General features: G+C 68.0%; 27 protein-coding genes and 1 pseudogene. 17 read left to right on the top strand and 11 right to left on the bottom strand.

From position 1 onward, the window contains the following. Positions 1-86 precede the first annotated feature (86 nt). The 3 genes from AC3ANJ_RS00630 to AC3ANJ_RS00620 all read left to right on the top strand — a co-directional run bounded on the left by AC3ANJ_RS00630 (position 87) and on the right by AC3ANJ_RS00620 (position 2,817). Positions 87-1,037, top strand: a complete 951-nt coding sequence (locus tag AC3ANJ_RS00630; RefSeq protein WP_488317746.1) for an alpha/beta hydrolase — start codon at positions 87-89, stop codon at positions 1,035-1,037. A gap of 33 nt (positions 1,038-1,070) precedes the next feature. After that, entirely contained in the window at positions 1,071-1,814 is a 744-nt protein-coding gene (locus AC3ANJ_RS00625; RefSeq protein ID WP_488317745.1) for an alpha/beta fold hydrolase, read from the top strand. Between the two features lie 64 nt (positions 1,815-1,878). Then, positions 1,879-2,817, top strand: a complete 939-nt coding sequence (locus AC3ANJ_RS00620; protein WP_488317744.1) for an alpha/beta fold hydrolase — start codon at positions 1,879-1,881, stop codon at positions 2,815-2,817. Positions 2,818-2,868: 51 nt separating this feature from the next. Here AC3ANJ_RS00620 and AC3ANJ_RS00615 read toward each other — a convergent pair whose 3' ends face one another. Continuing rightward, positions 2,869-3,606, bottom strand: coding sequence for an SDR family oxidoreductase (locus AC3ANJ_RS00615; protein WP_488317743.1), 738 nt, complete (start codon positions 3,604-3,606; stop codon positions 2,869-2,871). Positions 3,607-3,800: 194 nt separating this feature from the next. On the opposite strand from AC3ANJ_RS00615, the gene AC3ANJ_RS00610 reads away from it, so the two are divergent. The 7 genes from AC3ANJ_RS00610 (at position 3,801) to AC3ANJ_RS00580 (ending at position 9,876) form a co-directional block, all read left to right on the top strand. Beyond that, positions 3,801-5,090 carry an NAD(P)/FAD-dependent oxidoreductase gene (locus tag AC3ANJ_RS00610; protein WP_488317742.1) on the top strand — a complete coding sequence of 430 codons (1,290 nt, stop codon included), beginning with the start codon at positions 3,801-3,803 and terminating at the stop codon, positions 5,088-5,090. Between the two features lie 5 nt (positions 5,091-5,095). After that, on the top strand, positions 5,096-5,686 hold the full coding sequence (locus AC3ANJ_RS00605; protein WP_488317741.1) for a hypothetical protein: 591 nt from the start codon (positions 5,096-5,098) through the stop codon (positions 5,684-5,686). 168 nt (positions 5,687-5,854) lie between these two features. Further along, on the top strand, positions 5,855-6,592 hold the full coding sequence (locus AC3ANJ_RS00600) for an SDR family oxidoreductase (protein ID WP_488317740.1): 738 nt from the start codon (positions 5,855-5,857) through the stop codon (positions 6,590-6,592). Positions 6,593-6,595: 3 nt separating this feature from the next. Further along, positions 6,596-7,513 (top strand): RNA polymerase sigma-70 factor, encoded by a 918-nt coding sequence (locus AC3ANJ_RS00595; RefSeq protein ID WP_488317739.1) that lies wholly within the window; start codon positions 6,596-6,598, stop codon positions 7,511-7,513. Further along, complete coding sequence (locus tag AC3ANJ_RS00590; RefSeq protein WP_488317738.1) at positions 7,510-7,908, top strand: sigma-70 family RNA polymerase sigma factor family protein; 399 nt, start codon at positions 7,510-7,512, stop codon at positions 7,906-7,908. Before AC3ANJ_RS00595 ends, AC3ANJ_RS00590 begins: the two co-directional genes overlap by 4 nt. Positions 7,909-7,939: 31 nt before the next feature. Next, on the top strand, positions 7,940-8,134 hold the full coding sequence (locus tag AC3ANJ_RS00585) for a hypothetical protein (RefSeq protein ID WP_488317737.1): 195 nt from the start codon (positions 7,940-7,942) through the stop codon (positions 8,132-8,134). Between the two features lie 44 nt (positions 8,135-8,178). Continuing rightward, complete coding sequence (locus AC3ANJ_RS00580; RefSeq protein ID WP_488317736.1) at positions 8,179-9,876, top strand: AMP-binding protein; 1,698 nt, start codon at positions 8,179-8,181, stop codon at positions 9,874-9,876. 15 nt (positions 9,877-9,891) lie between these two features. Here the strand turns inward: AC3ANJ_RS00580 and AC3ANJ_RS00575 are convergent, their stop codons facing one another. Genes AC3ANJ_RS00575 through AC3ANJ_RS00555 form a run of 5 tightly spaced genes read right to left on the bottom strand, consistent with a single transcriptional unit; the run spans position 9,892 to position 15,311 of the window. Continuing rightward, positions 9,892-10,554, bottom strand: coding sequence for a hypothetical protein (locus AC3ANJ_RS00575; protein WP_488317735.1), 663 nt, complete (start codon positions 10,552-10,554; stop codon positions 9,892-9,894). Continuing rightward, positions 10,554-11,435, bottom strand: coding sequence for a carbohydrate ABC transporter permease (locus AC3ANJ_RS00570; protein ID WP_488317734.1), 882 nt, complete (start codon positions 11,433-11,435; stop codon positions 10,554-10,556). Before AC3ANJ_RS00570 ends, AC3ANJ_RS00575 begins: the two co-directional genes overlap by 1 nt. A gap of 23 nt (positions 11,436-11,458) precedes the next feature. Further along, positions 11,459-12,394 carry a carbohydrate ABC transporter permease gene (locus AC3ANJ_RS00565; protein WP_488317733.1) on the bottom strand — a complete coding sequence of 312 codons (936 nt, stop codon included), beginning with the start codon at positions 12,392-12,394 and terminating at the stop codon, positions 11,459-11,461. Beyond that, entirely contained in the window at positions 12,391-13,716 is a 1,326-nt protein-coding gene (locus AC3ANJ_RS00560; protein WP_488317732.1) for an ABC transporter substrate-binding protein, read from the bottom strand. Before AC3ANJ_RS00560 ends, AC3ANJ_RS00565 begins: the two co-directional genes overlap by 4 nt. 38 nt (positions 13,717-13,754) lie before the next feature. Beyond that, complete coding sequence (locus AC3ANJ_RS00555) at positions 13,755-15,311, bottom strand: alpha-L-arabinofuranosidase C-terminal domain-containing protein (RefSeq protein WP_488317731.1); 1,557 nt, start codon at positions 15,309-15,311, stop codon at positions 13,755-13,757. A gap of 160 nt (positions 15,312-15,471) precedes the next feature. On the opposite strand from AC3ANJ_RS00555, the pseudogene AC3ANJ_RS00550 reads away from it, so the two are divergent. Both AC3ANJ_RS00550 and AC3ANJ_RS00545 read left to right on the top strand, forming a co-directional pair. After that, positions 15,472-15,597: pseudogene (locus AC3ANJ_RS00550) on the top strand (hypothetical protein); the annotation flags it as partial. Positions 15,598-15,705: 108 nt separating this feature from the next. Then, on the top strand, positions 15,706-16,539 hold the full coding sequence (locus AC3ANJ_RS00545; protein WP_488319323.1) for a substrate-binding domain-containing protein: 834 nt from the start codon (positions 15,706-15,708) through the stop codon (positions 16,537-16,539). Between the two features lie 73 nt (positions 16,540-16,612). Here AC3ANJ_RS00545 and AC3ANJ_RS00540 read toward each other — a convergent pair whose 3' ends face one another. Next, positions 16,613-17,029: a hypothetical protein gene (locus tag AC3ANJ_RS00540; protein WP_488317730.1), complete on the bottom strand. Its 417-nt coding sequence runs from the start codon at positions 17,027-17,029 to the stop codon at positions 16,613-16,615. Positions 17,030-17,182: 153 nt separating this feature from the next. Here AC3ANJ_RS00540 and AC3ANJ_RS00535 point away from each other — a divergent pair, with 153 nt between their 5' ends. Continuing rightward, positions 17,183-17,953 carry an alpha/beta fold hydrolase gene (locus tag AC3ANJ_RS00535; RefSeq protein WP_488319322.1) on the top strand — a complete coding sequence of 257 codons (771 nt, stop codon included), beginning with the start codon at positions 17,183-17,185 and terminating at the stop codon, positions 17,951-17,953. Here AC3ANJ_RS00535 and AC3ANJ_RS00530 read toward each other — a convergent pair. After that, positions 17,892-19,397 (bottom strand): MATE family efflux transporter, encoded by a 1,506-nt coding sequence (locus AC3ANJ_RS00530; protein WP_488317729.1) that lies wholly within the window; start codon positions 19,395-19,397, stop codon positions 17,892-17,894. The genes AC3ANJ_RS00535 and AC3ANJ_RS00530 overlap by 62 nt on opposite strands. A 131-nt stretch (positions 19,398-19,528) precedes the next feature. Here AC3ANJ_RS00530 and AC3ANJ_RS00525 point away from each other — a divergent pair, with 131 nt between their 5' ends. Continuing rightward, complete coding sequence (locus AC3ANJ_RS00525; RefSeq protein ID WP_488317728.1) at positions 19,529-20,578, top strand: NAD(P)-dependent alcohol dehydrogenase; 1,050 nt, start codon at positions 19,529-19,531, stop codon at positions 20,576-20,578. 264 nt (positions 20,579-20,842) lie between these two features. On the opposite strand, the gene AC3ANJ_RS00520 is transcribed toward AC3ANJ_RS00525, so the two are convergent. The 3 genes from AC3ANJ_RS00520 to AC3ANJ_RS00510 are packed head-to-tail and all read right to left on the bottom strand — an operon-like array spanning position 20,843 to position 24,119. Further along, the gene (locus AC3ANJ_RS00520; protein WP_488317727.1) at positions 20,843-22,192 is read right to left on the bottom strand and encodes a hypothetical protein; all 1,350 of its coding nucleotides are present in this window, start codon (positions 22,190-22,192) and stop codon (positions 20,843-20,845) included. A 5-nt stretch (positions 22,193-22,197) separates the two neighbouring features. Beyond that, positions 22,198-23,262: an NAD-dependent epimerase/dehydratase family protein gene (locus tag AC3ANJ_RS00515; RefSeq protein ID WP_488317726.1), complete on the bottom strand. Its 1,065-nt coding sequence runs from the start codon at positions 23,260-23,262 to the stop codon at positions 22,198-22,200. Continuing rightward, the gene (locus AC3ANJ_RS00510; protein WP_488317725.1) at positions 23,259-24,119 is read right to left on the bottom strand and encodes an MTAP family purine nucleoside phosphorylase; all 861 of its coding nucleotides are present in this window, start codon (positions 24,117-24,119) and stop codon (positions 23,259-23,261) included. Before AC3ANJ_RS00510 ends, AC3ANJ_RS00515 begins: the two co-directional genes overlap by 4 nt. A gap of 144 nt (positions 24,120-24,263) precedes the next feature. On the opposite strand from AC3ANJ_RS00510, the gene AC3ANJ_RS00505 reads away from it, so the two are divergent. From AC3ANJ_RS00505 to AC3ANJ_RS00495, 3 genes are read left to right on the top strand one after another with little or no spacing between them, the layout of a single operon-like run. Then, positions 24,264-24,830 carry a cytochrome b/b6 domain-containing protein gene (locus tag AC3ANJ_RS00505; RefSeq protein ID WP_488317724.1) on the top strand — a complete coding sequence of 189 codons (567 nt, stop codon included), beginning with the start codon at positions 24,264-24,266 and terminating at the stop codon, positions 24,828-24,830. Next, the gene (locus tag AC3ANJ_RS00500; protein WP_488317723.1) at positions 24,823-25,431 is read left to right on the top strand and encodes a molybdopterin-dependent oxidoreductase; all 609 of its coding nucleotides are present in this window, start codon (positions 24,823-24,825) and stop codon (positions 25,429-25,431) included. Before AC3ANJ_RS00505 ends, AC3ANJ_RS00500 begins: the two co-directional genes overlap by 8 nt. Beyond that, the gene (locus tag AC3ANJ_RS00495; protein ID WP_488317722.1) at positions 25,431-25,646 is read left to right on the top strand and encodes a hypothetical protein; all 216 of its coding nucleotides are present in this window, start codon (positions 25,431-25,433) and stop codon (positions 25,644-25,646) included. The genes AC3ANJ_RS00500 and AC3ANJ_RS00495 overlap by 1 nt, the downstream gene beginning before the upstream one ends. Positions 25,647-25,690: the final 44 nt, after the last annotated feature.

Here is a 25,690-nt window from a genome sequence, read left to right as displayed (position 1 = left end):
GATGCTGCCCGGTCTTGTCTGGCATGGGCTGCAGGTGACCAGTCGCGGTCGAGGCCCAGTCCTCACCTTCAGACGAAAGGACCGACATGACCGACCACATTCTGCAGCCCGAGGCTCAGGCGTTCGCGGATGCCGCAGCCCAACCGCCCTCCCTCGTAGACCGCGGCGTCGACGGCGCACGGCAGTTGCTCGACGACGTGCAGTCTGCCCCCGTCTCGAAGCCCGATGTCACGGACGAATGGATCACCGTGCCCGCCGAGGTCGGCGACGTGCGCGTGCGCATCGTCAAGCCGACAGGCGCCGAGGGGGACCTGCCCGTGGTCCTCTACATCCACGGCGGAGGCTGGGTGCTCGGCAACTCCGGAACGCACGACCGACTCGTGCGCGACCTCGCGACGGGCGCCGACGCGGCGATCGTGTTCGTCGAGTACGACCGGTCGCCCGAAGCCCGGCATCCGGTCGCCGTCGAGCAGGCCTACGCGACGGCGCGCTGGATCATGAATGACGGGGCGAGCAAGAGCCTGGACGCCTCCCGCCTCGCCATCGCCGGCGACTCCGTAGGCGGCAACATGGCGGCTGTCGTCGCCATCCTCGCGAAGCGGCGCGGCGACGTCGCGTTCATCCACCAGTCGCTCTACTACCCCGTCACGGACGCCGGGCAGAACACCGACAGCTACCGCGAGTTCGCCGTGGGCTTCCACCTTCGCGCCGACGCGATGGCCTGGTTCTGGGACAACTACCTCCCGGACGTGCAGGCACGCAAGGACGTGACCGCGTCTCCGCTGCGGGCCCCGGTCGACGAGCTCGAGGGGCTGCCCGAGACGTTCCTCATCGTCGACGAGAACGACGTCCTGCGCGATGAGGGAGAGGCCTACGGTCGCAAGCTCATCGAGGCAGGCGTGCGCACCACGCTCGTCCGCTACGACGCGACCATCCACGACTTCATGATGCTCAACCCGCTGCGCGGCTCCGCCGCCAGCACGGCAGCGATCGAGCAGGCCGTCCACGTCCTCCGCAGAGCATTCGCCACCACCTGATCCGCCTGCCACCACAACCAGAGAGAGAAGATCATGACCAGCCAGAAGCCCACCATCGTCCTCGTCCACGGCGCTTTCGCCGAATCGGCATCTTGGAACGGCGTCCTCGAACGCCTGCAGAGCCACGGCGTCACCGCCGTCGCGGTCGCGAACCCGCTGCGCAGCCTGTCGGGCGACGCCGCGTACGTCCGCGACGTGATCGCGTCGATCGGAGGCCCCGTCATCCTCGTCGGCCACTCCTACGGCGGACTCGTCATCACCGAAGCAGCCTCGGACAACGAAGCCGTCGTCGGGCTGGTGTACGTCGCGGCCTTCGTGCCCGAGACCGGCCAGAGCGCCTTCGAACTTTCCACCACCGAACCGGGCAGCACCCTCGGAGACGCACTAGCCGCGTACCCGGTCGCCACTGGCGGCAACGAGTTCGTCATCCGTCAGGAGCTGTTCCACCGCCAGTTCGCCGCCGACGTGTCGGCAGAGGTCGCAGCGCTCATGGCCGCCACCCAGCGGCCGGCGACCGAGGCGGCGCTCTCGGAAGCGCTGCCGACCGGGAACCCCGCGTGGAAGAGCATCCCGTCCTGGCACGTGTTCGGAGACCAGGATCTGAACATTCCCGTCGCCGTCCATCGCGCCGGCGCCGCGCGTGCCGCCTCGCAAGGCACGCGCGAGGTCGCAGGCGCATCGCACGCGATCTCGGTCTCGAACCCCGACGCCGTCGCCGAGGTCATCGCCTCGGCAGGCAAGGCGTACGTCGCGAGCCTGCAGCCGACCGTCGCGTGATCGACCCGTGCGGTGCCCTGCCCGGATAAACCCGGGCGGGGCACCGCACCACGGAAGGATGAAGATGAGTCTCACCGCCGAGCCGTTCACGAACGTACATCGCATCGACGCCGACGATCTCTCGGTCGCCTACGTGGATATCGGCGATCCGCACGCCGAGCCCGTCGTGCTCCTGCACGGGTACCCCTACGACGTCCACAGCTACGTCGACGTCGCACCTCTGCTCACCGAGGCCGGATTCCGCGTCGTGATCCCCTACCTGCGCGGTCACGGGCCCACCCGGTTCCGGGATGCTCGCACACCGCGAACCGGTGAGCAGGCGGCACTGGGGTCGGATCTCCTGGCGTTCATGGACGCTCTCGAGCTGGAGGAACCGGTCTTGGCGGGCTACGACTGGGGAGGGCGGGCCGCATGCGTGGTCGCAGCGCTGTGGCCGGAGCGGATCTCCGGCCTCGTCTCCGTGAACGGTTACCTCATCCAGAACATCGCCGCCTCGCAGACGCCGATCCGCCCCGACCTGGAGGCGGGCTTCTGGTACTTCTGGTACTTCGCGACCGAACGCGGGCGTCGAGGGCTCGAGGCGAACAGGCGCGACATCGCCGAGGTGATCTGGCGCCGCAACTCCCCGGAATGGTCGTTCAGCGCCGCAGACGTCGACCGCGCGGCGATCGCGTTCGACAATCCCGACTACGTCGAGGTCGTCATCCACTCCTACCGGCACCGGCTCGGGCTCGCGCCCGGAGCGAACCGGTACCTCGAGCTCGAAGAGCGGTTGGCGACGGCTCCCGCGATCAGCGTCCCGACGATCACGCTCGACGGGACCGCGGACGGCAACTTCCCCGCCACCGACGGAACGCCGCAGCCGCACCTGTTCACCGGGCCTCGCGAGCACCGTCAGATCCCCCACGCGGGTCATCACCTGCCCGCTGAGGCACCGCACGCCTTCGCTCAGGCTGTGGCGGATGTCGCAGAGCCGCCGGGTGACGGCGAAGGAACGACGTGAAAGCTGGTGCGTCGCCGTCGCAACGGCGACGCACCAGCCGACAGGAACGACTCAGCGCACCTGATCGGTCGGTCGGACCAGGATCTCGTTCACCGACACATGCTCGGGTCGGCTGAGCGCGAAGACGATCACCTCTGCGATGTCCTCGGGCTGCAGGGTGCGCATCGACTGGCCGATGCTGTCCGCTGCCGCCCTCATCATCGGATCGGTGATGTGCGTTGTCAGCTCCGTGGCCACGAAGCCCGGCTCGACGACGACGACCCGAACGCCGCGCTCGGTGACCTCCTGTCGGAGCGACTCCGTGAAGGCGGCGATGCCGAACTTCGTCGCCGCGTAGACGCCGCTGCCGGCCGACGCGATTCGCCCGGATGTCGACGAGACCTGGATGATCGCGCCCCGCGATTCGATGAGCTGCGGAAGCGCGGCATGCACCGTGAACATCGACCCGAGCAGATTCGTCTCGACCATCCGCACCCATTGATCGACGTCTGCATCGAGAATCATGCCCGCCAGCATCTGGCCGGCGTTGTTGACGAGCGCATCGAGCCGACCGAAACGACGGACGGCGGATGCGACCGCGTGGTCGACCGAATCTCTGCGGGTGACGTCGAGCGTCACAGCGAGCATCTCCGTCGGCGCTTCGTCCACCAGCGCGTTCAGCTCGTCGATCCTCCGCCCGGCCGCGACGACTCTCGCCCCCGCTCGGGACAGCGCGAGAGCCGTCGCGCGGCCGATCCCCGACGATGCCCCGGTGACGAGGACCACTTTTCCGTTGAGGCTGTCTTTCATCGTGCTCTCCTGATCCATGGCGGTGGCCGGCGGTGTCTCCGTCCGACCTGAGGGACGCCGTCAATGTGACAGGGAGCGCTGCCGTCCTGTGACAGCGCGTCGTCCCGTGCCGGTCGTCACAACTCGGCTCGCTGCCCGGTCTTTGATGGCAGGACTGCCGTACCCCACGGAACACCCGCCCCCGAAAGGTGAACATGTCGACCTTCAGCACATCAGCGCGAACCAGCGGCGCTTCGACCGCGCCGATCGTGATCGTGGGCGGTGGCCTTGCGACGATCGGAGCCGTGAAGGCCATCCGTCGGGAGGGTCATGACGGCGATGTCACCGTGATCAGCAGCGAACCGCATCACCCGTACGAGCGGCCGCCGCTGTCGAAGGATTACCTGCGCCGCGAAAGCGACCGCACCAGCGTCTTCACCCTCGCGCCGGAGTGGTACGCCGACAACGGGGTGGTCGTCCGCACCGCGGCGACGGTCGTCGCCCTGGACGTCAGCGACCGCACGCTGACCATGTCCGACGGGTCCACCGAGTCGTACAGCGATCTGCTCCTGGCGACGGGTTCGTCTCCACGCCCGTTGACTGTTCCCGGCGCGGATCTGCTGGGCGTGCTCTCGTTGCGCACGCTGGAGAGCTCCGACCTCCTGCGGGCGGCACTGCTCGACGCCCGGGAGTCCGGCGCCGGGCGCCTCGTCGTGATCGGGGACGGCTGGATCGGACTCGAGGTCGCCGCATCCGCACGAATGCTGGGGCTCGACGTCACTGTGCTCGGCCACGGCGCACAGCCGCTCGCGAAGGTCCTCGGCGCGACGATGGGGGCCTTCTACGCCGCGGTGCACACCAGCCGCGGCGTCACGCTGCGGCGCCAGGTCGAGGTCGCCGCCATCGAGGGCACGGCGGGCCGAGTGACCGGCATCGCTCTCTCCACCGGTGAGCTGATCCCCGCAGACGTCGTGCTCGTCGCTGTGGGAGCCGTACCGAACATCGGGCTCGCCGCTGCCGCGGGACTCGAGCTGCGCGATCGAGCTCTGGGTGGCGGTGTCGCGGTGAACGGCCGCCTGGCCGCATCCGCTCCGCACGTGTACGCCGCCGGTGATATTGCGAGCATTCCGTCCGCCAGATACGGCCGTCCGCTTCGGGTCGAGCACTGGGCCACGGCGCTGCGGACGGGCCCGCACGCCGCAAGATCGATGCTCGGCACGGATGCGGACTACGTCCGTCTGCCGTACTTCTACAGCGACCAGTTCGACATCAGCATGGAGTACACCGGTTTCGTCGGAGGTGCGGACGACTACGACGACCTCCACATCAGCGGAGACGTCGACGCGGCCGCGTTCGTCGCCTTCTGGACGAAGGCGGGAGTCGTTCAGGCCGGTATGACGGTCAACACTCCCAACCGGATCGCCGACATCGAGAAGCTCATCACGACGGGGGATGCTCTCCCGCCGGACGACCTCCGGGCGTTCGCGACGAGTGCGGTGAGGTGACGGACATGCCGACTGCGGACTCCGACCGCGCCGCCTTGAACAGTGCCGTCGGCACCGAGCTGTTCGTGCTGCAGGCGATCGCCAGCTCCACGATCAACGAAGCGGGGACGCGCAGCGCCATCTACCTGTCGACGCTGTCCGGCGGACTGGTGGCGATCGGGTTCGCCTCCGACTCGCCGGCCCTGCTCGCCGCCCTCGCGTTCACGGTGTTCCCGACGATCTTCATGCTCGGCTGGTTCACGGTCGTGCGACTGGTCGACAACAGCGTCGAGAACATCACCGCACGAAGACGCATGGAACGCATCCGCGAGTACTTCGTCGGCCTGCACCCCCTGGGCCCCGATCTGATCGCCCTCGACGACCCACGCACCGGGGAGCTGGGAGTGCGGTACGCCCGTTCGTCGTTCCTGTTCACGATGGCCAGCATGATCGGAGCGGTCAACGCGGTGCTCGGCGGCGCGATCGTGGGGCTCGTGCTCATCACCGGCGCCGGCATCCCGGCCGTCCCGGCGCAGATCGCCGGTGTCGTGGTGGGGCTGGCGCTGCTCCTGGCGACGCTGGGATACGAGCGGCGACGGATCCGGAAGACCGGGTGAAAGCGGCCCTCGCTGCGCGCTCGGCCCGAGATCGCGGGAAAAGGCAACCGCCTGTCACAGACCGAATCGCTGCTCGGTCAATGCGTATAGGGCAGTCTGCCTAGTGGTGCAGGGTTCAGAAACGGAGCGGACGAGATGCGAGTCGTTGTGTTGGGTGGAACCGGTCAGGTGGGCCGGAAGGTCGTCGAGAAGCTCGAACGGCGCGCTCAGGCCGTCGTGGTGGCCTCGCCGACGAGCGGAGTCGATGCGCGGTCCGGTCGCGGACTGGATGCGGCCCTGGAGTTTGCGGATGCCGTGATCGATGCGACCAACGCTCCGAACCTGTCCGGCGAAGCGGCACGGGAGTTCTTCGAGACGACGACGCGCAACGTGCTGGATGCCGAGCAGCGAGCGGGCGTGAAGCATCACGTCGCGCTGTCGATCGTCGGCGCGGATAACGCGGGCGAAGACGGCTATTTCGCGGCCAAGGGCGCGCAGGAGAACCTGGTGAAAGCCGGCCCGATCGAGCACTCCATCCTCCGGTCCACGCAGTTCTACGACTTCGCCCGCCGGATCGCCGAATGGAACACCGCAGAGGACACCGTCCATCTGCCGACCAAACCGGTGCAGCCGGTCGCGGCATCCGATGTCGCCGATGTCCTCGTCGAGCTGGCGCTGGGAGGACCCCTCAACGGCGCGGTCGACTTCGGCGGACCAGAGCGGATGCCGCTGTCGGAGTTCGTGCGCCGAGTCCTCGGAATCGATCACGACCCGCGCTACGTGGTGGCGGATGACGACTCCGCCCCGGTGGGCTTCAACATCTCCGGCGACCTGCTGCTGCCTCGTGACCCCATGCGCATCGCCGCCACGACGCTCGACACCTGGATGCACGACGAAGGTCGCCGCAGCCTCGCAGGGGTTCGATGAGCCATGGGTGAGCATGACGTGGCGGTCGACGACGCTTTCGATGCGGGTGAGGAACTCGACGAAGCGCTGAGGATCTTCGACGCGCATCGGCGACGTCTGTTCGGCATCGCCTACCGGATGCTGAGCACGGTGGCGGATGCGGAGGACATCGTCCAGGAGACGTGGATCCGCTGGCAGAACACGGATCGCTCGAAGATCCAGGAACCGGTGGCATTCCTCACGACCATCACGACCCGGTTGGCGATCAACGTCCTGCAGTCCTCCCACACGCGCAGAGAGACCTACATCGGGCCATGGCTTCCCGAGCCGGTCAACACGGACGACGATCCGGCGCTCGGCGCCGAGCGTGCCGAGGCCCTGCAGTTCGCGATCCTGCTGACGCTGGAGAAGCTCACACCCACGGAGCGCGCGGCGTACATCCTGCGCGAGGCGTTCGACTACCCCTACACGCGGATCGCAGAAGTGATCTCCAGCAGCGTCGTCAGCGCGCGACAGCTGGTGAGCCGCGCCCGTGCGCACCTCTCCTCCGCCCGCAACGCCCCGACGGACCCCACCGCACAGCGACGTCTGCTGGAGGCGTTCCTCACCGCTGCGCGGAAGGGGGATGCGCACGAGCTCGAGGCGCTGTTCGCCGCGGACGTCGTGAGCTACACGGACGGCAACGGCACGAAGCAGGCCGCCCGCATCCCCGTCATCGGGCGCGAACGCGTGGCGCAGTTCGTCGCGGCGTTCGCCCACCACTTCTGGACCGGGAAGACCATCGACTGGGTGCACGTCAACGGCCAGCCGGCGGCGACCCTCACCGAGAACGGCGTGATCACGACGATGGTGACGGCGACGACGTCGAGCGACGGCATCCTCCAACTGCTGTGGGTGATGAGCCCGCAGAAGCTCAACCACGTCGGCGCGGTCAGCGCATGAGCCGAAGGCACTACCCAGCGTGGCTGCGCAGGCGGCGACGCGGTGCCGCCGACCACGGCATCCTGGAGGAACTCGCCGATGCCCTGACCTCCCAGGACGAGGACGCCGTCCGTGCGCTTCTGCATCCCGACGTCGCCGTCGTCATCGACAGCGGCGGACACCTGCCTACGGCGGCGACTCCCGTGAAGGGCAGAGAGGAAGCGGCAGCAGAGCTGCTGCAGCTGATGCCGGCCGGCACCGACACCGCCGCGGCATCCATCAACGGCGTCCCAGGGCTCACACTCGTTCGCGACCAGCGGGTCGTCGGAGCTCTCACCGCCGATATGCGGTCCCACTTGCTCGCGAACGTGTGGATCGTGTGCAACCCGGACAAGCTGCGCCCCTGGAACCGCTAGCAGTCCATTCACTGATCGGAAGGCGAACCCCATGGAAGCAACGACCACCTCAGGCCCGGCAGATCTGACGGGAACCGTCGATGACCGCCGGACGCAGCTGCACGGGCTCGGAGGCGATGAGCTCGACGCCGTCTGGCTGCGGCGACAGCTGGACAGCGCACTGCTCGCATGGGCGGACTGCGAAACCGAACTGGAGATCCAGAAGGAAAGGCACACCGACTACTGACCATCGCTCCGGACTCTGCTCGATCGGGGTGCAGGATGGAACACATGAGCCGTCCTGCCACCGCCGCCACGACCGCCATCCGCGAGATGCGCGACTTCCTGTTCGATCACGCCACCGACTACGAGGGGGCGCGCGCCGGATTCCACTGGCCGCAGCTCGACTCCTTCAACTTCGCACTCGAGTGGTTCGACGTCGTCGCCGGTGAGCACCCAGAGCGCCCTGCCGTGCAGATCGTCTCCGCAGACCTGAGCGTTCGGGCCTGGAGCTACGGCGACCTGTCCCGCCGCAGCGACCAGGTCGCGAACTGGCTCGTGAGCCTGGGCATCCGACGCGGCGACCACGTCATCGTGATGCTGAACAACTCGATCGAGCTATGGGAGGTCATGCTCGCCATCACGAAGATCGGCGCGGTGTCGATCCCGACCTCGACGCTGCTCTCGGCATCCGATCTGGCGTACCGCATCGAGCACGGCGAGGCCACGGCGGTCGTCACCCTCGGCTCGCTCACTGACCGGGTCGGCGGCGACATCCTGCGGATCGCGGTCGATGGGGCGCCGGACGGTTGGACGGACTTCACGGAGTCGGCGAGCGCGCAGGAGGTCTTCGAACCGGACGGGCCGACCCCGGCATCCGACACCAGCCTGCTGTACTTCACGTCCGGGACGACGAGTCGGCCGAAACTCGTCCAGCACACCCATGTTTCCTATCCGGTCGGGCACCTGTCGACCATGTGGTGGTTGGGGGTGCGGCCAGAGGACGTGCACCTGAACATCTCCTCGCCCGGGTGGGCCAAGCACGCCTGGTCGAGCTTCTACTCGCCCTTCCTCGCCCAAGCGACCGTGTTCGTCTATAACTACGACCGCTTCGACGCGAACACGCTGATGCAGGTTATGGAGACCCATCACGTCTCCACCTTCTGCGCTCCGCCGACGGTCTGGCGGATGCTGATCCAGGCCGATCTCGGCCGCCTCGCGCATCCTCCGCGCGAGCTCGTCGGAGCCGGAGAGCCGCTGAATCCGGAGGTCATCACGCGGGTGCGCCAGGCCTGGGGCGGGACCATCCGCGACGGCTTCGGGCAGACCGAGATGACCGCCTGCGTCGGAAACTCCCCCGGCCAGGTCGTGAAGGACGGCTCGATGGGTCGCCCGCTCCCCGGGTATCCCGTCGTGCTTCTGGACCCGGTGACCGGCCAGGTCACGGACGCCGAGGGCGAGATCGCGCTCGACCTCGCCGAGGCCCCCGTCGGCCTGATGGCCGGCTACTACCGGGATGCCGCGAAGACCGCCGAGTCCCGCGAGGGCGGGTTCCACCACACCGGCGACATCGCGACCCGCGACGAGGACGGATATCTGACCTACATCGGGCGCGCGGATGACGTCTTCAAGGCATCCGATTACAAGATCTCGCCCTTCGAGCTCGAGTCGGTGCTGCTCGAGCACGAACTGGTGATCGAGGCGGCCGTCATCCCGAGCCCGGATCCGACGCGGCTGTCGGTTCCGAAGGCGTACGTATGTCTGCGCCCGGATGCCGGTGACGAGGCCGCCGCGGCATCCGCGATCTACGCGTTCGCGCGGGAGCGGCTGTCCGCGCACCTGTGGGTGCGGATCATCGAGTTCGTGCCTGAGCTGCCGAAGACGATCTCGGGCAAGATCCGTCGCGTCGAACTGCGCGCCCGCGAGGCGGAACGCGTCGCCGCCGGAGGGGATGCCGCGCGGCAGCACATGGACCGCGACTACCGCTGAGCAGGGGCGGCCCTGTCACGGTCGTTCAGGTGGGGAGGCGGTTCCCTTTGCGTGCATGTATGCCGCCACCCAGATCGCGGTGAGCGGGATGGGGAGGAGGATCAGCAGCGCGAAACTGAGATGCATCGTCGCCCAGCCGGCGAGAAGGAACCCGGCGAGGGCGCCTGCCCCACCCATCGGCGCGCTCACCAGCATGCGCAATCCGCGTGTCCACGCTCCAGACCCGGACGCCTGGCAGTCCTCGGCGGCGATCAACGCAAGGAGGCCGACAGCGCCCAGCGCGGCCGCCGTCGCAAGCCCAGCGCCTCCGCTGAACAGCATCCATTCCTGACCGGAAGCTGTCGCGATGTGGAACGCGACCGTCGATAGCGCGAGGGAGACCACTGCCGGCCACAACAGTCGAACGGTCATGAAGGCGGCACGGGGCAGATGCGATGCCAGGTCCCTCACGCGGAAGGCGTTCCCCTCCATCATCGCTGCGAACCCCCAGGCCAGTGCGGCGAGCAGGGCGAGGACGATCAGCATCCCTGGCCAGAGCAGGAGCATAGACGTGCGAGCGACCGTCCATACCGCAGCGATGACGATGCCGGCGAAAAGGAACAGCGGCAACGAGTGCCACACGACCGAGGCGCCGCGCTCGACCGGATTCTGCGGGTGGGCGCCCTCCGCACCGAGCATCAACCGCGTACCCCGACCGTTGCCACGCTCTCGACGAAAGTCCGTTGCAGAAGCAGGAAGAGGATGAGCATCGGGAGCACGACCAGGGTGATCCCAGCGAAGATCACTGTCGGCTGCGATGGCCCGAGGCCTGCCGACAGCGATACCAAGCCGATCGGCAACGTCATGTGCTCCGGCGTGCTCAAGAAGATGAGCGGTCCGAAGTAGTTGTTCCACGACGCCTCGAACCCGAGGATCGCGAGCGCCGACAGAGCAGGCGTGGCCAACGGAAGGATGATCTGGAACAGGATGCGGAAGTGCCCCGCTCCATCGATGCGCGCGGCATCATCGAGGTCTCGAGGGATCGAGTTGAAGTACTGCCGGAGGAAGAAGATCGCGAAGACGTTGATGAGCGCGGGGAGCCAGAGCGCGGCGAGAGTATCCACGAGGCCGAGATTTCTCATCATGATGAAGATCGGAATCACCGTGAGCTGGCCGGGCACCATCATCGCCGCGAGCAAGCCGATGAACAACGGGCCTCGACCGGGAAAATCGATCCTCGAGAATGCGTAGGCGGCCAGCGACGCCACCAGCAGCGATCCGACCACCGAGATCAGCGCGACGATGATGCTGTTCAGGGCCATCCGTCCGACCGGGACCACCGTGAAGACCTCGATGAAGTTGTTCATGGTGAACGGCACGGGGAGCCAGTTCGGGGGGATCTGGAAGGCGGAGGATGGTTCGGTGAGGCTGGACGAGAACAGCCAGACCAGAGGCGCCGCCATCAGGACGGCGACGACGGCGAGGCCGAGGCTCAGAATCCAGCGAAGCGCTCGGCCTCGCCGCCAGGACGCACGGCGCTCCGGGCTCGGTTCGATCCCGAGTTCGATGTTCGAAACCATGGATTCTGCTCCTGTCCTGACGCTCATGACTGGTGCACCCATCGACGCAGCCCGATGAACTGGAGCAGCGTCACGAGCATGATGACAACGAAGATCACGACGGCGATCGTCGATGCGTAGCCGACTTCGAAGGCCTGGAAGCCGACGCGGTACAGGTACATGACCGCCGAGATCGTCGAATCATTCGGGCCACCGCCCGTGATGATCTGGATCGGGTCGAAGATCTGGAAGGCGCCGATGAACGTCACGACTGACGCGAAGAAGAGTGTCGGCGACATCAGCGGAAGGGTGATGTGGACGAGCCGCTGGAAGGCGTTGGCGCCATCGACAGTGGCGGCCTCATGCATCTCGCGCGGGATGGTCTGCAATCCCGCGAGCATGATCAGGAACGTGTACCCGATCGTGTGCCAGAAATCGATCCCGATGATCGCGGGCAGCGCCCAAGCCGGATCGGCGAACCAGTTCGGCGCGTCTATTCCGATCAGCCCGAGATAGTAGTCGAGCAGCCCGAAAGCGGGATCGAGGACGAACTGCCACAGCAGCGCGACCGCGGCCCAGGAGATGAGGAATGGAAAGAACACGGCGGAGCGGACGACGTAGCTCAGGACTCGGTTGATACCCGTGTTCACTGCCAATGCCAGCAGCAGGCCGCCGACGAGGTGCGTGACCATCGAGGCGAAGCTGAACAGGAACGTGTTGCCGAGCGATCGCACCAGAAGGTCATCGGTGAACAGACGCGCGAAGTTGTCGACACCGACGAACTCCGCAGGCGTGAGCAGGTTGTAGCTGAAGAAGCTCAGTGTCAAGGCGGCGATCAGCGGCCCGAGGATGAACGTCACGAAGAGAACGAGTGCGGGGCTGATCAGCACCCATGCGGTGGCTGTTCGCCGCTCGGGCCCGGGTCGCACGGACCCGTTGCGGCGAACAGGCCGGACGGACAAGGACGGGATGGCGCTCACGACACGAGACCCTCGAGCTTCGCGTTGGCCTCACGCAGAGCCCTATCGGGATCCTTGGCGCCCGTGATCCCCTGGAGCCATGCCTCTTCGATGATGCGCTGGAACTCTGTCGCGCGTTCTGGCGCCGGCACCGGCACCGCGGTCTCGAGCTGCTCGTACAGGAGTGTGGAGTTCGCAGGGGCATCATCCGTGAACAGTTCGCTGGTCGTGATCGAGATCCGCGCTGGAACGAACGATGCGCCTCCCGTCGTGATCGCTTCGCCGTATTCCTTGGACATCAGGAACTTGATCAGCGTCCAGGCTGCGTCCTTGTTCTTCGAGCTCTTGAGAATCGGCCAGCCTTCCCAGCCCACAGTCGTCCCGGGCTGTGCGTTCGCCGGCCAGGCGACCAGTTCCACTTCGTCGACGATGCCGAGGTCCTGCAGGCCGGGGGTCGGCCATCGGCCTCCGCCGAAGGTCGCCAGCTTGCCCTGCGACATCTGAGTGCCGGCGTCGAAGTTTCCCCCCGGCTCCGGAACCAGCTTGTCGACGACCAGCGACCGCACGAACTCCAGAGCCTCGACCGCTTCTGGCGTGTAATACGTGGGAACCGTCCACTCCGCATTCATCGTGCTCGCGCCGTTGGTCACCAACCATGGCATGACATCGGTGAAGTACCCCGAGCCCGCGACGCCCATGAACGCACCGGTCTCCCGCTTCAGGGTCGACCCCGCGGACCGGAAATCCGACCAGGTCCAACCGGCGGTGGGCATCTCGAGACCGGCTTTTTCGAGATTCGGACGGCTCACCTGCAGCGCCATCGTGTTGTATCCCGTCGGCATGTAGTACGTCTGGCCATCGGGTGAGCCGTAGGTGCCGAGCCACTCCCGCAACAGGGGTGGCGTATCCGCGTAGTACTCGTCGACGATCGCCTTGTCCTTGGCGATATAGGGTTCCAGCGGCTCAAGGATGTCGCGCGTGGCGAAGAGGCGCTGCCCTTCTGTCGCAACCTGGATCACATCGATCTGCTGGCCACCGGCGATCCGAGTCGAGACGGTGTTCAGGAAGTCCGCCCATGTGTCGGCTGGGATGCCCTGCGCGTGAAGGTCGATGTCGGGATACTGCTCTGAAAAGCTCTTGAAGAGCTTCTCGTAGTTCTTCTGCGCCGCAGCATCCCCATAGAACACGAAGACGACCTTTCCCGAGGTCGCGCTTCCGCCGCCTCCCGCGGCGGGGGCGCAGGACACGAGTGCGCTTCCGAAAATCGGGACGAGGGCGGCGAGCCCCATGCCCCGGAGCATCGTCTTTCGGCTGATGACGGGACCCTGAGTGAGGATATCCATGACTTCTCCTTCGAACTATGGACCGCGAGCGAGTTGATTCAGTTGTGAGTTGAGCGGCGCCAGGAGCGTGCATCGAGCGCCCAGCCCTCGAGGGCGCGAGGCACGTCGACACTTCCTGTCGTGCGCTGCACCGGCAGCGGGATCCGGCAGAGCGTGATCGAGTGCGGCGGCAAGATCGCGTGCCCGTTCTCGAACCGCAAGCGGCTCTCACGCGGGATGACCTCGTCGGGGCGGTCGATGTCGTTGTAGGCATCTGGCCCGGGGCCCGTCAGGACGGTCGAGATGAAATCTCCATCCAACAGGGCGCCGGACAAGTCGACCGCGACACGGAGGTCGGTCGCGGGATCCTTGTTCACGAGCACCAGCGCCACCTCACCGGTCTCCGGGTCGAACGTGGCGAGCTGATCGAGAACCGGAACGCCCGCACCATCGAGCTCGTGCGCGCTGCCTGTGCTCTGCAGAACTTGCGAGCCGAGGAGATTCGCATACATCGCCATCACGTGGAAGGTCGTGCGCCGCACGATGCCGTCGTCGTGGACGAAGAGAGGCCCGCGGGTGTTGATGCTCGGTGCGATGTTCGCCATCGTGACGACGTCTCCATGGCGGATGCAGGTGTTCAAGAACCCCGCTGTGAAGACGGCGTCGGCGAGCGTGTAGGTCGAGTTGAGATCATTGCGATCCCGTGCCGCGATCTTGTCCGGGCTGTTGCCGTTCGGGTGGTGCCAGCCACGGAGGTTCCACTCGTCGAACGCGACGGTGATCTTGCCTGCCAGACCGGCCGCACCGATGATGTCGCGGGTCCGTTCGATGTCGTCCTGCGGTTCGAGAGACCGCGACAGCGCCTTGAGGTAGCCGGCGGGTTCATCCACTTGGGCCAGCGAGTCCCAGTACCCGTGGATGGACAACGAGTCGAGGAACTTACCCGCACCCGACAAGAGCGGGAGCATCCAGTCGAGGTCGGCGCGTGCTGCGGTGAGCAGCACGGTGTTCTCGTCCACGTGGCGCATCATCTTCGCCGACTCGGTCACCAGGCGCGACCACTCGTGCGCGTCCTTCGCGCCGATCTCCCAGTCGCCGTAGTTCTCGTTGCCGATGCTCCAGTACTTCACGCCGTAGGGCTCGCCGCGCCCGTGCTCCTGTCGCAGATCTGCCCAGCGACCTTGTCCGACGGGCAGGTTGGTGTACTCGAGCCAGTCGCTCATCTCCTCTGCCGTCCCCGTACCGGCGTTCGTGCAGATGTACGGTTCGGCACCGATCGCTTCGCACCACTGCACGAACTCGTCGGTTCCGAACGTGTTCGGGTCTGTGACACGCCACGCCTTGTCATAGTGCGAGCGTCGACGCGGACCGACGCCGTCGAGCCAGTGATAGCTCGACACGAAGCATCCTCCCGGCCAGCGGACCACGGACGGCTGCATCTCGCGCATCGCGTCGATGACATCGAGCCGGAATCCGCGCCGGTCGCTCCGTTCGGCGCCGGGCTGAAAGAGCCCTCCGTACACTTGGCGATGGAAGTGCTCGATGAAGTGACCGAACAGGTTCCGCGAGTATGTGGTCGGCGCGACCGATAGGTGGACGGAGACGGCGGCGGTCATGCGGCTTCCCTCGTGGACTCGCTCTTGACAGAAACATCATTGTTGTTCACGCGAACAAGCTAACTTGTTTCGCGATCAGGATGCAATAGTTTAGGTATGTTCTTTTTTTGTTCTTATTGGCGGCGCGACTATCCTGGTCCGAGCGAAGGGTGTTGACGCAATGGCAGCGATGAAGACCGGAGACCTGGCGGATGATCTGACGCATCCGTCCGTAACGATGCGCGACGTCGCCGCTCACGCCGGAGTTCCGCTGTCGGCGGTCTCGCTGGTCCTCAACGACAAGCCGGGAGTATCCGACCGACGCCGGCAGGCGATCCTGGACTCGATCCGCGCCACCGGGTATGTGCACGCTCAGCGCCCCAGGGCACAGCGCACCACTACCGTCGGCCTCGTCATGGAGGCGCTGAGCCCGGCCGCCAGCAAAGACGGATTCATGGCGCAGCTCGTGTCAGGGGTCGAGCACGGACTTCGCCAACGGGGACTTCGCATGCTTCTGCAGCTCTGCCGCCCCGGTGACGACCCACTGCGGGAACTGGAGGAGCTCGCGCCCGCAGGTGTGGCCGGCGTGATCCTTGCGAATGGCGGCGACGTCGACGAGAGCATGGTGCGACGCGTCTTGGGCAGCGGCCTCCCCGTCGTTCTTCTCGAGAACTATGTCGAAGCGAGCTCTGACACCCACGCGGTGACCGCCGACAACTTCACCGCCGGCCACCTCAGCACCACCCATCTGCTGTCGCTGGGCCACCGCCGAATCGGCATGCTGCTCGGGTCCTCTCGATACGTCAGCCTCCGCGACCGGATGCACGGATACCAGGCGGCGCTGCTCGATGCGGGGATCCAGCCCGACCCGACGCTGATGCCACCACAGATCTCGGGCGAATCGGTGAAGGGATATCGCCAGACGCTCGAGTTGCTCAAGCTGCCGGATCCGCCGACCGCCATCTATGCGGTCAGCGACAAGAGCGCATTCGGCGCCTACGAAGCGATCGCTCATGCGGGATTGCGCATACCGGAGGACATTTCCGTGGTCGGAACCGACGACGTTCGCGCGAGTCAGATGACGACGCCGCCACTGACCACCTTCCATGTGCCTACGTTCGACATGGGTCGTGCGGCCGCCTCGATGATGAACGCGCTCCTGCACGACGACGAGGACGTGATGCCGTCACGGACGTCATTGCTCGGGTCTCTCATGGTTCGTGGCTCCACCCGATCGATCGAACGCTAGGAGTCGCGCCCCGGCAGCGCCCCGGCAACGCGTCGTCGCCGAACCTCCGGATCCCGCGCCCGCAGACCAGGCGTCAGCGGGCGTCGAAGGCGGCGCGGGGAACCTCGAAGGCGGGCTGACGCGGGGAATCGACCACGGCCGGCTTCGCCGGCTTGGCCGGCACGGTCGCCTCGGCCGCCCGGACGACGGCGGCAGGCCGCGCGAGTCGTCCCGACAGGATGCCGCGCACGATCCCGCCGAGCGTCAATGCCACCACCAGTGCCACACCGGACACCAGCACCGGCAGCCAGTTGTGGGCGAACACGGCCGCCGCGCTCAGCATCGTGCCCACGATCCAGCCCGCGACGGCGCCCCCGACGACGCCCTCCGAACCTCGGATCATCGCGATCGACGCGATCAGCGCGCACAGCACGGCGATCACCGCGCCGCCGATGCCGATCCCGACGAACACTCCGGCCAATTCATTGAACACTGCTGACGATGTCACCATCGTGCACCCCCCGATGCGATTGTGTAGCTCCAGAGTAGGCGAGTACGGCGCGCTTCACATCCTCCTGAGGAATGATGCGACATCATCCGCCGGGGTGATCCTCCGCGGGGCCATGATGGAGGGGTGGCCGTACCTCTCTCGGAACTGAATCGCATGCCGGACCCGCAGATGGTCATCGTCGGCGAAGGCGTGCGCCTGGCGACGTACACGTGGGGCGATCCGGACGCGCCGGCCGTCGTCATCGTGCACGGATTCGCCTCCAGCACCCGTGACAACTGGGTGCTGACCGGCTGGACGCGGATGCTGGCGGATGCCGGCTATTTCGTGCTCGGCGTGGACCAGCGAGGTCATGGTCTCAGCGACAAGCCGCACGAACCCGAGGGGTACGACATCCGAGCGCTCGCCTCTGACCTCGAGACGGTGCTCGACACCTATCTCGTCGAGGAGGCGCGGTACGTCGGCTACTCGCTCGGAGCCCGGGTCGGCTGGCAGGTCGCGGTCGACCTGCCAGCGCGCATCACCCGTGTCGTACTGGGCGGCGTCCCCGAGGGCATCCCGCTGGCGCGACTGGATCTCGACCAGGTGCGCGCGTACATCGACGACGGCACGCCGGTGACCGACCAGGCGACCCAGAACTACATCCGGCTGACCGAGCGCGTCCCCGGCAACGACTTGAACGCACTGCTCGCCCTCGCCGAGGGCATGCGGGCGTCGCGCACGATCGACCCTGATACGGCGGATGCTCCGCAGCAGCCGGTGCTGTTCGCGACCGGATCGCAGGACGCGATCATCGAGGGGTCACGTCACCTCGCATCCGCGGCCCCGCAAGGCCGGTTCCTCGAGATCCCGGACCGGCATCACTTCAACGCACCCGGGTCCCGCGCTTTCCGCGACGCAGCCCTCGCCTTCCTCGCGGAGCGTTGATCGCACCCGGCAGCGCGATCGGAGAAGTCACCACGGCATCCACGACGAGCGAGCTGTTCGTCGGACCGACCACAGGGATCGGCGTCGTCTCGGTGAGCACCGTCGAGGTGATCGGCATCCTCGCCATTCGGCGGTGCTCACGGACGTAGGCGGGGATGAGGATGATCACCGCTCCGATCCATGCGAGCGGGTTGCTCCACGCGACGCCGACGAAGCCCCACAGCGACCCCAGGACGACGGCCGCGACCACGCGGGCGACGAGCTCGATGACACCCGTGACGGTCGGGATCATGGCGTGGCCGAGCCCCTGCAACGCGCCACGCAGCACGAACAGCACGCCGAGGATCGTGTAGCAGGACGCGTTGATGATCAGCATGAGATGCGCGAGCTCGACGACTTCCGGCGCGCTGTCGCCGACGAACACCTGCACGATCAGCGAGCCGGTGACGACCAGCAGCACGCCGAGGACGACGGAGCCGATCACGGCGATCCACGTCGCCTGAATGACGCCGCGTCGGATGCGATCCGGGCGGCCGGCGCCGACGTTCTGCGCGACGTACATGCTGGTGGCCAGGCCCAGCGACGCGAGCAGGGCGGTCGCGAGGCTGTCGACGCGGGAGCCGGCGGTCCAGGCGGCGACGGCTACGGCGCCCTGCTCGTTCAGCGCGACCTGGACGGCCAGGGTGCCGATCGCGATGATCGATGCCTGGAAGCCCATCGGCAGACCGAGGCGCAGGTGCTCCCAGATGTCGCTGCGGGTGACGCGCCAATCCTCGCGCTTGACGTGCAGCTCGTGCAGGCGGCGACGCAGGTACTCCAGGCACAGCACAACCGAGATGGCCTGCGCGACGACCGTCGCGAGAGCGGCGCCGGCGACGCCCCAGCCGAGCGGTCCGACCATGAGGATCACGAGGCCGACGTTGAGCACGCAGGCGAGCGTGAGGAACCACAGCGGCGTGCGGGAGTCGCCGATCGCCCGGATGATGGCGGCGAGGTAGTTGAAGAACATGGTGGCCGCAGCACCGAGGAAGCTCACCTGCGCGAAGACGACCGCGTCGTCCATGAGCTCCGGCGGCGTCCGCAGGGCCGCGAGAGCGGGCTCCGCGAGCAGGGGAGCTGCGACGGTGAGCACCACGCTCATCGCGCCCGTGAGGATCGTGCCGGTGGCGACCGATCGGCGCACAGCCCGAGCATCCCCCGCCCCGTATGCCTGCGCCGTCGGGATCGCGAAGCCGCTCGTCAGACCCCACGCGAAGCCGAGCAGCAGGAACAGCAGGCTGCCGGTCGCGCCGACGGCGGCGAGCGCGTCGACGCCGAGCTGGCGTCCGACGACGATGGTGTCGACGAACTGGTACAGCTGCTGGACGACGTTGCCGATCAGCAGCGGTACGGAGAAGGCGAGAATGACGCGCCAGGGCGCGCCGGTGGTGAGGGAACGGGACACAGTCACTCGACAGGCAGGAGAGGGCGGAACAGAACGGGGCAGAACGGGAGGAGCACACGCAGAGGTGCGACCTCCGATTGTATCGAATCGATTCGAGCGCGTCGAGCGCGGATTCGGCGTAATCTCTTCCTATGCCCACCACTGTTGCCGCGATCGTCGCGCCCTCAGCCACCGACCGCCTCACCGTCAGCACCATCGAGCGCCGCGATGTCGGTCCGCACGATGTGCTCATCGACATCCGCTGGGCCGGCATCTGCCACTCCGACATCCACACGATCAAGGGTGACTGGGGTCCGCAGCAGTATCCGCTCACGGTCGGACACGAGATCGCCGGTTTCGTCGCCGAGGTCGGCTCCGAGGTCACGAAGCACAAGGTCGGCGACCGCGTCGGCGTCGGATGCCTGGTGAATTCCTGCGGAGACTGCGCGAACTGTGCGGCGGGGTCCGAGCAGTACTGCCTGAACGGTGCGATCGGCACCTACGGAGCGAAGGACGTCGACGGGACCATCACCCAGGGCGGGTACTCGACGAGTGTTGTCGTCACGGAGAACTTCGTGCTGCGCCTGCCCGAGGAGATCCCGTTCGAGAAGGCGGCACCGCTGCTGTGCGCCGGCATCACGACATACTCGCCGCTGCGCCACTGGAACGCCGGCCCCGGCACCCGCGTCGCCGTCGTCGGACTGGGCGGGCTCGGCCACATGGCCGTCAAGCTCGCGCACGCGATGGGCGCCGAGGTCACCGTCCTCACGCGCACGCTCGCGAAGAAGGACGACGCGCTGTCTCTCGGCGCCGACCGCGCCTTCGCGACGAACGACCCGGCGACGTTCCGCGAGCTCCGCGGTGCCTTCGACCTCATCATCAACACCGTCTCGGCGCCGATCGACCTCGACGCGCACCTGAAGCTGCTCGCGCTCGACGGCACGCTCGTGAACGTCGGCGCACCGGCCGAGCCGCTCAGCCTGCACGTCGGCACGCTCATCGGCGGGCGGCGATCGTTCGCGGGCTCCAACATCGGCGGGATCGCCGAGACGCAGGAGATGCTGGACTTCTGCGCCGAGCACGGCATCGCCCCCGAGGTCGAGATCGTCTCGGCATCCGAGGTCAACGAGGCCTGGGATCGCGTGCTGGCGTCCGACGTCCGCTACCGCTTCGTCATCGACACGTCGACGCTCGCCGGCTGAGCGCGGGCGCCGGGGCGCGGTCCTGGAGCGCGGACGCAGATCGCACGGGACACGCGTTTCCCGGGAATCGGCGGCACGTGGCGCGGGTCGCAAATGGTCTTCTCCCGCGCGCTGATGCGACCAATCGCGACCCCCGCTGCGTCGCCGCCGGGTGAGCGGGGTCGCAAATGGTCGCCACGGCCGGGCGGACGCGACCAATGGCGACCCCTGCCGCCTAGCCACGGGGGCCGCAGAGCCGCCAGGCGCGATTCGCGGCGCCCCGCTTCACCACCCGGTCTGCAGCAGCGACTGCACCACGATCGCGAACACGATCTGCACTCCGAGCATGATCCGACGTATGCGGCGCCCGAACAGCGCGAGCCCGAGCAGAGCCCACGGCACGAACGGCAGCCAGATGCGCTCGACCTCCGCTCGACTCATGTTCGACAGGTCGGCCAGCAGGATGCTCAGCCACGCCGCCGCCACGAGCAGCAGCACGACCCGCACGCCGTCGTCGCGCAGCCTGCCCGGTCGACCACGGCGCCGGATACCGGCATCCACTGCCCCGCCGAGTGATGCCGCGACCATCGGCCCCGCACTGATCACGAACGCCGCGATGTTTCCCCACATCCAGTACTCCGGCGGGCGCCGCGAGGCGACGCCATCCCAGTAGCGCTGCTGCAGCACCGGGAACGCCTCCCACCAGGCGAAGCCGCCGACCGCGAACGCGAGGACCACGGCCAGTGCCGCGACCGCGGCGATCGGCAGCGGCCACCACTGCCGCGCGGCGAACAGGACCGCAAGGGCGAGCATGCCGAGCAGCGGCAGGCCGTACGACAGCATCACGCAGTATCCGAGCAGCACGCCCGCCAGCAGAGACCACGCCACCATCGCGACGGCCCCCTCCCGCCGCCGCGCCGACGTCGCCGCACGGGCCAGCGCCCACAGCCCCCACGCCGCGAACGCCGAGAACATGCCGTCACCGGAGACGCCGATCCAGATGGCGGCGGGCGTGAAGACGAGGAACGGAGCGGCCCGACGGGCGGACTCCTCAGCCCCGAGCGACCGCAGCGTCCCCAGCACCGCGACCGGAATCGTCGCCCCCAGGACGATCACGACGAGTCCCGCCGCCAGTCCGCTGCCCAACCCCACCCGCACCAGGAGATAGAAGAACAGCAGCGCCCCAGGCGGATGCCCCGCGATGTGCACCGGCCAGTTGTCGTCGTGCGCGTACGGGATGCGCTCGACGTACTCCCGCAGGGTCGCCCCGAAGTCAGTGACCTCGCGCGCGGTGCCGAGGTACTCGTATCGGTGGTTCAGGATCGTCCCGATGCCGTCGAGGCCGTCCACGAGAGCGAGCGACAGCAACCATGCCAGCGCCGCGCCGAACACGATCAGCTGCAGCGGCACCCACCGCATACGCGCGACCAGTCGTTGCGCGAAGATCACCGCCAGCATGCCGAGGGCGACGGCCATCGGCAGACCGGGTCCGATCCGCGGCATCCATTCCGCGTGCAGCGGTGGCAGCGTGACGTACACCTTCCAGCCCGAGATTGCGGGAATGATCATCGCCGCCGCGATCAGCAGGGCGGCCGCGGCCCCGCTCCAGAGCGCCACCCGCGGCCGGACCATCATGCCGCTCACCGCCCCGCGACCGCCGCCCGCATCGGGTCCTGCGCGAACTGCGCGACGCCGTCCTCGAACGAGATCTGCGGCTGCCAGCCGAGTTCGTTTCGGATCCGAGCCGAGGATGCCGTGATGTGCCGCACATCTCCCGCACGGAATCTCCCGCTCACGCGCGGCTCGGGCCCTCCCACGGCTGCGGCGAGCGTCCGTGCGAAGTCGCCGATCGTGTGGACGTCGCCGCTGGCCACGTTGAACGCACGCGCCTCCCCTGCGCCGGTGGCCCAGCGCAGAGCCGCGAGATTGGCTGAGGCGACGTCGGAGACGTGCACGAAGTCGCGTCGCTGCTCGCCGTCCTCGAACACGTCCGGCGCCTCTCCGCGCTCCAGCGCGGAGCGGAACAGGGACGCCACTCCGGCGTAGGGCGTGCCCTGCGGCATCCATGAACCGTAGACGTTGTGGTACCGCAGCAGCGCGGCCGTCCCGCCGGTGCCGCGGGCCCAGTCGCGCGCGAGCAGCTCCTGCTCGAGCTTGGTCGCGGCGTACGTGTTGCGGGGGTCGCACGGTTGATCCTCGTCGATGAGCTCGGGCTGCAGCAGGTTTCCGGTCACCGGCGATCGAGGGTCGAAGATCCCCGCCGCGAGATCGGCGAGCCTCCGCGGCGGCGCCTGCCCCACCCACGCGCCATCCCGGTAGAGCCCCTCGCCGTAGACGACCATCGAGGATGCCAGGACCAGACGAAGGATGCCGGCATCCCGCATCGCCGCGAGCAGCACCGCCGTGCCGAGCGAATTGGAGGCGACGTAGTCCGGCGCATCGCCGATGTCGACACCGAGTCCGACCTTGGCGGCCTGGTGGCAGACGGCGTCCACGCCGCGCAGGGCGGCGGCCACGGCATCCGGATCCCGCATGTCGCCCTGGACGAACTCCACGCCCTCCGGCACCGGGCGCCCGCCGCCGTCGCCGTGCACGTCTTCGCGCAACGAGTCGAAGACCCGGACCGACCACCCCGCCGCGAGCGCCTGCTCGACGATGGCGCCGCCGATGAATCCGCGTCCCCCCGTGACCAGCAGCAGGCTCATCCGGCGCCTCCGTCCCGGTCGTTCGGCTCGGCCGCCAGGATGCTGCGCACGGCGTCCTCGGACAGCAGCGTCGGCGCGGTGAACCCAGCCGGGGTCGCACGGATGATCGCGGCGATCGCGGCATTCAGGCGCGGTTCGGCCGCGGCCATCACCTGGAACACCCGCTCGGCCGTGACCGAGCGATCCTGGTCTCCGTCGCCGTGCTCGGTGTCCGTGTCGGTGATGATTGCGAGATTCACGTGAGCGAACCCCAGCTCTGCCGCGAGCGCGGCCTCCGGCAACTGGGTCATGTTCACGATCCCCGCACCCATCAGCCGATGCCAGCCCGCCTCCGCGCGGGTGGAGAACCGCGGCCCCTGGATCACCACGCTCGTGACCGCCTCCCGCGGCGTCTCGCCCGCATCGCGCAGCGCGGCGGCGGCGAGGCGTCGCAACTCACGGCTGTACGGCTCGGCGAGCGGCAGGTGCTCCACGCCCTGGGCGATGTCGCCGCCGTCGAAGTACGAATCCGCGCGACCCCAGGTGCGGTCGATGAGCTGGTCGGTGAGGGCGAGGTCGCCGGGGCGCATGTCGGCCTCGAGCCCGCCGACGGCGTTCGTCGAGACGAGGATCCGCGCACCCAGCTTCGCCAGCGCCCACAGGTTGGCTCGCGCGTCGATCCGATGCGGCGGCACCCGATGACCTGCGCCGTGTCGGGCGAGGAACGCCGTGCGCCGCCCGGCCAGTCGTCCGAGCACGATGCCCGACACCGGTCCGTACGGTGTCGGCACGGGCTCGAGGTTTCTGGCGTCGTCGACGGCGAGGGCGGCGAGTCCAGAGCCACCGATCACGGCGATCTCGACGTTTTCGTCTTGCATGCCTTCAGACTCCTCTGCGCAGACTCCGCGCGGTACCGGAGATTCCTTACGCCTCCGTGACACCTCCGGCATCCGGGTGCAGCGTCACCACCCTGTAAGCGAATCGACGGGCGCGATCGGCGATCGTCCGCGCACACTGAAGCCATGACGGACCGCACCGCGCTGATCGACCGGCTGGATGCTGTCCTCCGCCCGCGCGCGGCGCGCGTGCAGAGCGCGCTCGCCTCGCCGGTGCGGGATGCGCGGATGACGGTCGTCGTCGGTCGGATGCTCGGGCTCGCGTTCCTCATCTGCTTCGCGACCGGTCTGTACAGCCACTTCCTGCAGAGTCCGGTGGGCTGGTTCGTCACACCAGCGCGGCCCGAGTACCTGTACGCCTGGACGCAGGGGACCCACGTGATCGTGGGCAGCATGCTGTTCCCGCTGCTGCTGGCGAAGCTGTGGGTGGTGTACCCGCGGCTGTTCCAGTGGCCGCCGGTGACCGGGCTGGCAAACCTGGTCGAGCGCGCGTCGGTTGGTGTGCTGGTCGCGACCGCGCTGGTGCTGCCGGTGACCGGCGTCCTCAACGTCCTGGGGTGGTATTCGTGGGAGTTCTCGTTCCGACGGACCCATTTCGCGCTCGCCTGGGTGCTGATCGGCGCGCTGGCGCTGCACATCGCCGTGCAGCTGCCGACGATCCGCCGGCACTGGGCCGGAGGATCGAATGACTGAATCGGATGCCGTGTCACGACGGCGCTTCCTGCTCGGTGTCGGCGCGGGCTCGGCGGCGATGGGAGCGCTGGCGCTCACGCACGCGATCCTCCCCGCGGGCCCGTTCAGCGTGACCGACGACCGCCGGAGGATCGTGGCGCCGCAGGCGCTCCCGGTGAACCGTTCGGCTCGAGAGGCGCGGGTGACCGAGCTCGCGTCCGACCCCGACTGGCGGTTGACCGTGCGCAGCGGCTCGCGGGTGCGGGAGCTGCCCCTCGCCGAGCTGGACGCGCTCCCGCAGCAGCGCGAGGTGCTGCCGATCGCCTGCGTCGAAGGGTGGACGGTGGATGCCGCGTGGCAGGGCGTCCGTCTCTCCGACCTCCTCGACCTCGTCGAGGCGCCGCAGGACGCGACCGTGCACCTGCAGAGCATGCAGCAGCGCGGAGGGTTCGCCGCCACGACCATGCCGCCGCAGTACACGCGGGATCCGAAGACGCTCGTGGCGCTGCACGTCAACGGCGAGCGGCTCGACCTGGATCACGGCTACCCCGCGCGGATCATCGCCCCCGGGCGCCCCGGCGTGCTGCAGACGAAGTGGCTGACGGCGATCGAGGTGGTGTGATGCGGATCGTGCTTGCCGTGCTCGGCGTTGCGGCGATGCTGTGGGGCGGGTGGCTGCTCGTGAGCACGCAGCGTCCCGACCAGCTGCTGAACCTGGCCGTGTGGCTGGCCGCCGCGGTGATCGTGCACGACTTCGTGCTCGTGCCGGCGATCACGGTGCTGCGGCGGCGAGCCATCACGCGGAGGGGTCGCGTTTCGCCGCCTCCCGCGGGCTGACGCGACCACACGCGACCCCCACCGAGCAGAACGGCGTGCGCACC

The sequence above is a fragment of the Microbacterium sp. STRO-1N genome, from assembly GCF_057748015.1.
The sequence above is the reverse complement of the archived record's forward strand: the minus strand, read 5'-3'. Positions and strand labels throughout refer to the sequence as shown.